Annotated in this window: 5 protein-coding genes; 2 read left to right on the forward strand and 3 right to left on the reverse strand. The window is 35.9% G+C overall.

Annotated elements, in window-relative coordinates; genetic code table 11:
• Positions 1-88: 88 nt before the first annotated feature.
• Positions 89-529, reverse strand: coding sequence for a hypothetical protein (locus J7E63_RS29385; protein WP_215018913.1), 441 nt, complete (start codon positions 527-529; stop codon positions 89-91).
• Between the two features lie 466 nt (positions 530-995).
• On the reverse strand, positions 996-3194 hold the full coding sequence (locus J7E63_RS29390; protein WP_215018915.1) for an MMPL family transporter: 2199 nt from the start codon (positions 3192-3194) through the stop codon (positions 996-998).
• A gap of 396 nt (positions 3195-3590) precedes the next feature.
• Here J7E63_RS29390 and J7E63_RS29395 point away from each other — a divergent pair, with 396 nt between their 5' ends.
• Positions 3591-4472: a processed acidic surface protein gene (locus tag J7E63_RS29395; protein ID WP_215018917.1), complete on the forward strand. Its 882-nt coding sequence runs from the start codon at positions 3591-3593 to the stop codon at positions 4470-4472.
• A gap of 294 nt (positions 4473-4766) precedes the next feature.
• Here the strand turns inward: J7E63_RS29395 and J7E63_RS29400 are convergent, their stop codons facing one another.
• Positions 4767-4937, reverse strand: coding sequence for a hypothetical protein (locus J7E63_RS29400; RefSeq protein WP_215018919.1), 171 nt, complete (start codon positions 4935-4937; stop codon positions 4767-4769).
• 354 nt (positions 4938-5291) lie between these two features.
• On the opposite strand from J7E63_RS29400, the gene J7E63_RS29405 reads away from it, so the two are divergent.
• The gene (locus tag J7E63_RS29405; protein WP_215018921.1) at positions 5292-5450 is read left to right on the forward strand and encodes a hypothetical protein; all 159 of its coding nucleotides are present in this window, start codon (positions 5292-5294) and stop codon (positions 5448-5450) included.
• Positions 5451-5720: the final 270 nt, after the last annotated feature.

The raw sequence follows: 5720 nt of genomic DNA on the forward strand, positions 1-5720 counted from the left end.
GAAGTTAATTTTCATGGTAGTGGAACAAGAAAAAAGGGCTGCCGCAGCAACCACTTGTTCAGCTCAAGCACCCGTTAGCTGAATAAGATTATTCCTCATATAACCAATCAAAATCATCATGAAGGACATACTCTTGTTCCTCTAAAGTTAAATAATAGTTCGAACAAACAATATCTAATTCTTTATAATCAACACCGTAGTCAATGCCTAAGAATATATGCTTTAAAGATTTATTTTCCTTTGCTATTTTAGGTATCCTATCAATCACTTTCGAACTGTCTAATACGGCTGAACGATAAAATTCACTCCATTCTTCCCACTCAAAACTATAAGGAATGTTTGCATGAATAACATTTTCAAACTTCAAAATGCCTTTCTTAACACGATAGGTAAACCCGCCCGTCCTATCTATGCGAGATATAGGCTTTAAAATTTGAAAAGAAATGCTTTTTTCTCGGTGACTAATAACTAATTCTTCAATTACGGTATCATATAATTCTAAGTCATCTTTATCCTTATAATCTTCCATCGGTATCACCATTTTCGTTCTTTTTATCCCTTATTCGATAAAGAAATTAATTATTCCTTCTTCAAGTAACCTGCCCGTTAGCTGAATAAGAAAAGAGGTAGCTGCGGTAATCCCCGTTCTCCGAACTCTTGCCACCGTTTGCTCAATTACAAGAATCCTTCTTCAATTTGACTGCTCGTTTAATGGAACAAAAAAGTCGCCGAAGCGACCTTTTTTAAATAAAAGGACTAAAAAGCAACTAATATAAATACTCTACTATACTCTCGATTAGAAAATTGGAAATAATTAAATGGACTAGATTTTTAGAAAAAAATACTTGTAAAGTGACTTAGAGCTAAATAATTGATAATAAAAAAAGGTAAGTTGCTTATTTGTGTTAGGAGCAACCAGCGATACGAAGCCAAGCCATCGTATCGCTGTTACCAATGCTCAGCCATATAATAATTCAACTTTTTAACCATTCCAATTATTTACCTACAATCCATCTGGGAGCCCACCAGTTTGCAGGACCGAGCAGTTTCATTAAAGCAGGAACCAGGATTATTCGGATTAGGGTAGCATCAATGAAAATAGCACAAAATAAACCAACACCGAGTGCTTTTGTAATCTCAATATTGGTAAAAATGAATGAACCCACAACTACTAGTAAAATTAATGCAGCACTACTGATAAGACGACCCGTTTTCTGGAGTCCTGCGGCTGTGCTTTTTTCATTATCACCTGACCTATCGTATTCTTCCTTAATCCTTGATATTAAAAAGACTTCATAATCCATTGAAATACCAAACACAATACAAAAGATTGTTACAGGCATAATGATACTAACATAGCCAATGGATGTAATATTTAGTAAATCAGTGAGCCATCCATACTGAAAAATAATTACCACTATTCCTAGACTTGATCCAAGGCTTAAGACGTTCATCATGATCGCTTTAAGCGGAATTAGAACCGACTTAAAAGCATACAACAATATCAAGTAAGTCACAGATATAATAAATAACATCATCAACGGTAAACCTGAATTTATTCGATCCAACATATCCACAAGCAAAGCGGTTTGCCCAGTAACATGCGATTCCAAGTCATTCACTGATACCTTCCGTATCTTGTGAACAAGATTGGAGGCTTCGGTCGAATTTGGCTTTGACCGTGGTACAACTGTAAGCAAAGCATAATTACCTCTCAATAAACTTTCATTTTTCATTCGGTCATGTGTGCCTTTTAACTTAAGTAGTTGAAAGGTTTCTTCTGGTGTACGATTACCAAGAACATCGATAAAACTTTGAACCGATAGCACACCAGGCAATCGATGAATCTTTTCCTCATATTTCTTAATTCTCCTAATGGATGATACTTCTGTTACATTTTCTTTTGCCTTAACAATTATAAAAATCGGGCTTGATTTCCGTACGTCATAATTTTCTTTTAACAATTCCGCCCCTTTCCTTGATTCATATGATGGGGGCAATACTTCTGCAGTGGGAACTCCTACTTGCATACGAACAATAGGGAGCATGAGTGATAATAACAGGGTACTTATTACGATGGCTAATACGGCTGGCCGTTTCATTACAGAAAGGGCGATTCGCTCCCACATGATGGTGTTTTCCATTCTCTTTTGAGTACGTGCGAATACTTTAAGAGAATTGATACGATGGCCCAAAATACCTAGTAACGAGGGTAGAAGCGTGCAAGATAGAATCATTGCTGAAAAGACCACTAGCACACCACCCAGGCATAAAGAGTAAATAATGGGGAGTTTTATAAAAAGCATACCAAACATACCTATTAGTACAGCAAATCCAGAAAAGAAAACAGATTGCCCTGCTGTTTGTGTAGCCATTGCTACAGCTTCTTCTACTGATTGCTGTCTTTTTAATTCCTCTCGAAAACGACTGACAAGAAAAAGAGCATAATCAACCCCGATCGCAAGACCTAACATCATAACGATATTTGGAAGAAAATTTGAAAGCGAGTAAAATTCAGTAAGATAATAAGTAATTGCGAGTGTCAGTGATACACTCATCATACCAACTAACAGAGGTATAATTGCTGCCCATACAGTTCCAAAAATAAATAATAGAACAAGTAAGGCAATCGGAAGGCCAATCTTTTCTGAATGTGCCATATCTTGTTTTGTCGCCTGCTGTACTTCATGAATTGTAGCAATTTCTCCATCAACATATGTATCCATACCCTTTGGCTTCCCCATCAGCCTTTTCAGCTCTGAAAAATGGTTAAGAGCCTCTTGATTCTTTAGTTTAAGTTCCACAACAACAGACTGTATTCCCTTATCCTCTTTTAAACGAGGTGTAGAATTGATCTGAATCTTTTCAACATAGTTTTGTTTTTTTAATTTATCTAATGATTGAAGTATGTCCTTCTTCGCTTGTTCACTTGTTAAGTCTGTTTCATGACTTGTATAAACAATAGTGACTGTAGATAGTGACGTCCCAAGTTCCTTTTTCATTAATGAAAATCCGTGGTCCGATTCGCTTCCCTTCGAAATTAATCCACTTTCCTTAAGCCTATCAGGTAGTTTTTGGACAAAATATGCAGAAACTATAAATAACAATATCCAAAAAATTGATACTGCCCAGCGTAATCTATACATCCTTATTCCCCAATGCCAAAATAGACCTTTTTCTTGAATCTCTCTCATTTATAACTTCCTCCATTTTGTTCCAGTAAGAATAGGATTTCACATAACACACGTTTTTATGAAAATGAACTATCGGGAAGAATAGCGATTAAATCTTTCCTATCCTTTACATTTCAGAAGCTTTTAAATGGTTTTAGAGTTTATTCTATAGGCGGGCATCCTTTTCTTGTATGACACCATGTTCCCTACGAAAGACCTTAACATCTGTTATAGGATAAAATTATTTTTGTTTACAAAAAAGCGAGGCCGTCCAGACGGTAAGTATAACTGTCTATTCATCTGCCTCATTTTTGTGTAATCTTGGTGTGACTTCCAGAAGAATTAGGTATGTTTATATTTCTAAGTATCCCTCAACAGGGTAAATTATAGATGCACCAAAATTAAAGGAGGGTCCCAATGATCCGTATTAAGGTTATGTTCGTGCTCATGCTCACGTTGCCACTCCTATTGAATGTTCCTTCAGCGAATGCAGCTCCACCAGAAAATGAATTGAATCCATATTTAGCTGAAATAGGATGGACTAAACAAGAGTTACTTGACTATCTTTCCTACTATGAAATTCCATTAGATGATTTTAGCACTGTGGAAGAACTTAAAGATGTCATGGGTACCCCAATTAACTCGCAAAATTTTCAGAAGTTATTAACTAAATATGGTTTGACCGAGAAAGAGTTTAATGATTTAATGGACCATTTTGGTGATAACTTGAATGACTATAAATTTATAGAGGATTTGGATGCATCAGTTGAATTTTATGTAAACAATGATGAGTATATGGCCGAAACCGAAAATGCACTAGGGGAGTTTGGCATTACTGAAGAAGAATCAGAGAAATTCTTTAACTATTTAGCAGCAGTAGAAGAAAATAATAAGGATCAACTTGACCAAATCGCAACAAATGATACCCTATGGGAAAAATTCGTGAATGTAGAAGACCCTAGTCAATTAAGCGACCAAGACCTTGATGAAATGGTTCAAATATTGGAGCAAACAATTGATTTGTATGAAATTAAAATGAACTTTAAGGTTAACGGTCAACCTGTAACGTTAAAGGATTTGTTAAAAATGGAGGAACCTCCAAAAGGTAATTTATCTGGTAGTATCTACAGTACTTCAGGGGAACTTTTGATGGACTTTAATATACCTAAAGAATTTTTTGATTCGCTGGAGGTTGTGGACAACGGTGAAGACATGCTTCATTTAGGTGAAATTTCAGATGATTATGTAGATCATATGCATGAAGAGAAATATGAACAAGGACGAAAAAATTTAAAATAAAGAGTTAGCCCTTCCCTATGGGAAGGGCTTTGTCAAAGACAACCGCTATTATTTGGGCAGGTGTTTCGCACCGAGGGTGGTAAAATCAAGTGGCTGTAATCATCATATCAATAAAAATAGACCATTCCTCTATTGAGAAATGGTCTGCTATTTTACATGCGTTTTTACTTTTTTGTCCTCTAAACACAACCTGTTAATTGCATAGCATAGCCCCTTTAGGTCGTGAACAGTAATTTCTATAAGACGTTTAATTCCAGGACCTCTCCATTTATTGTTATTGCGTTTAAAACGTAATCACTCAACTCTTCCGCATAAAACATAATTTTTTTGCTCAAAATCGTATACATAAACAGGTTTTAAGTCAATCGTGCTTTTGATTCTTTTAAACGCATTTTCTAAATCAATATTTAAGCTTTCCGTTTCCTGGCATTGATCATCAAATTCTATAAAATCTTTGTTATCCATTTAATTTAATACCTTAAATAATATTATGCTTTCATCACGTATGGAGGTCTAGATAGACGATTTAGACCAAGCATGGTACCGAAAAAAACCGCCCAAAGGAATCCCGCATGATTCAGCTGAACACAACCTTGTCAAGGACGATTCTTGTATTCTTTATAGTTATTTATTGTTACCGACAGTTTCTATAAATGCTTATTTATCAAGAGGTTTGCTACCTATTGTATTTTCTAATAATCAAAAATTATCGCTGGTTATTTTAAGTTGTATGCCAAAAGCATGCCACTGGGATGCCAATTAATACATCTATATATAAGATATAAGGTTTTATGACATGAAAAGAAGTGTAATCAATTTATGGCTCCCCCACTAAGGGAGTACTTTTACTGGTGTTCCTATTCAACAAAAGCACCCGTTAGCCATCCATGCAGCGCAAAAATCGGCGCTGCACCACAGAGAATGAAAATGGATTATGCGGTCGATACTGTTTTAATGGCTGGCGAGGAAGGTCGATGAACTATGGTGCCATAGAGCCCGTCCGTTAGTCTGACTCCAGCGACCACGGTGCACCACTGACTGTCGCACCCTATTTGGGTAGCACGTATGGGAGATTACCCCTTTTCTGGTTGTTACACCAGCCAAGCCTTTTTTATACCACTTGAAGGAATGATCCGCTAATTTTATTTACACAAATTGAATATATGATTTACTTATCTAAAGGCTCAGCCTTTTTTTAAAAAAGCTATTTTCTGAGTCTATTTTGTTATGCTCTTTTTTAGATTTTTA

This window comes from Bacillus sp. ISL-75, from assembly GCF_018613095.1.